We start from the raw sequence: 946 nt of genomic DNA, 5'->3' as shown, positions 1-946 counted from the left end.
GGTACCCGCGGGCGGACAGCGCGCCGCCTGGGCAGGCCCGCGTCCGTCGACTCCACCGGCCGCGACGGGTCCGGTGGCCGCGGACCGGCCGCCGTGAGGATCCCCGCCGTCGTGAGGCCGTGAGCGGGGGTCGCGGCGACGGTGCGGGTGCCCGACCAGCTGGACTCCGGCAGTTCGCAGAGCAGCGTGGCCGGCAGCAGTACCGAGGCGGTCGTGCCGTGGGGATGGCGCGGCGCCAGCCAGGTGCGGATGGCGTGCCGGGTGGCGATGCGGTTGACGACGGCCAAGCCCATGTGACGCACGGCGTCGTCGTCGAGCACGGGCTCCGAGCGCAGCCGGTCGTTGATCCGGTGCAGCCGGTCGGGCGGCAGGCCGATGCCCTCGTCCTCGACCCGCAGCAGCGCACTGCCGTGCTCGGTGAGATGCACCCCGACCCGCACGGGGGCGGTCGGCGGCGACGATTTGGTGGCGTTGTCGAGCAGCTCCGCGAGCAGCCGGCCGACGTCCTGCGCGGCGAACCCGACGACGCCGAGCGGCACCACCCGGCCGATGGTGACCCTGGAGTAGTAGCTGATCGAGGACATCGCCGCGCGGATCACGTCGACGAGCGGCGTGGCCTCGGTGACGGCGTCGTTCGCGTCGCGGCCGGCGAGCACGCGCAGGTTCTCCGCGTTGCGACGCAGCCGAGTGGCCAGATGGTCCAGTTCGTACAGCTCGGCGAGGCGCTCGGCGTCCGCTTCGCGCGCCTCCAGGCCCTCGAGCTGGGACAGCAGACTGTCCACCAGGTTGAGGTCGCGCAGGGCGATGTCGGCGCAGATGGCGGACAGCGCCTCGGTACTCACCACGGATCCTGGCGGTGGCTGGGCTGCCGGCGGCGCGGTCGCCGGGCCCATGTCCGCCGGCCGGGCGGTCGTCGCGGTCGCCCGGGCCGCCGCGGCTGGTGCGG

Annotated in this window: 1 protein-coding gene; it reads right to left on the bottom strand. The window is 74.9% G+C overall.

Annotated elements, in window-relative coordinates:
* Positions 1 to 842 (bottom strand): sensor histidine kinase (locus MXD58_RS25640; RefSeq protein ID WP_250610257.1); only part of this gene is annotated, 842 nt, incomplete at its 3' end.
* Positions 843 to 946 lie beyond the last annotated feature (104 nt).

This window comes from Frankia sp. AgKG'84/4 (assembly GCF_023242965.2).
In the GTDB taxonomy this organism is placed as follows: Bacteria; Actinomycetota; Actinomycetes; order Frankiales; family Frankiaceae; genus Frankia.
This window is presented reverse-complemented; position numbering and strand designations above follow the sequence as displayed.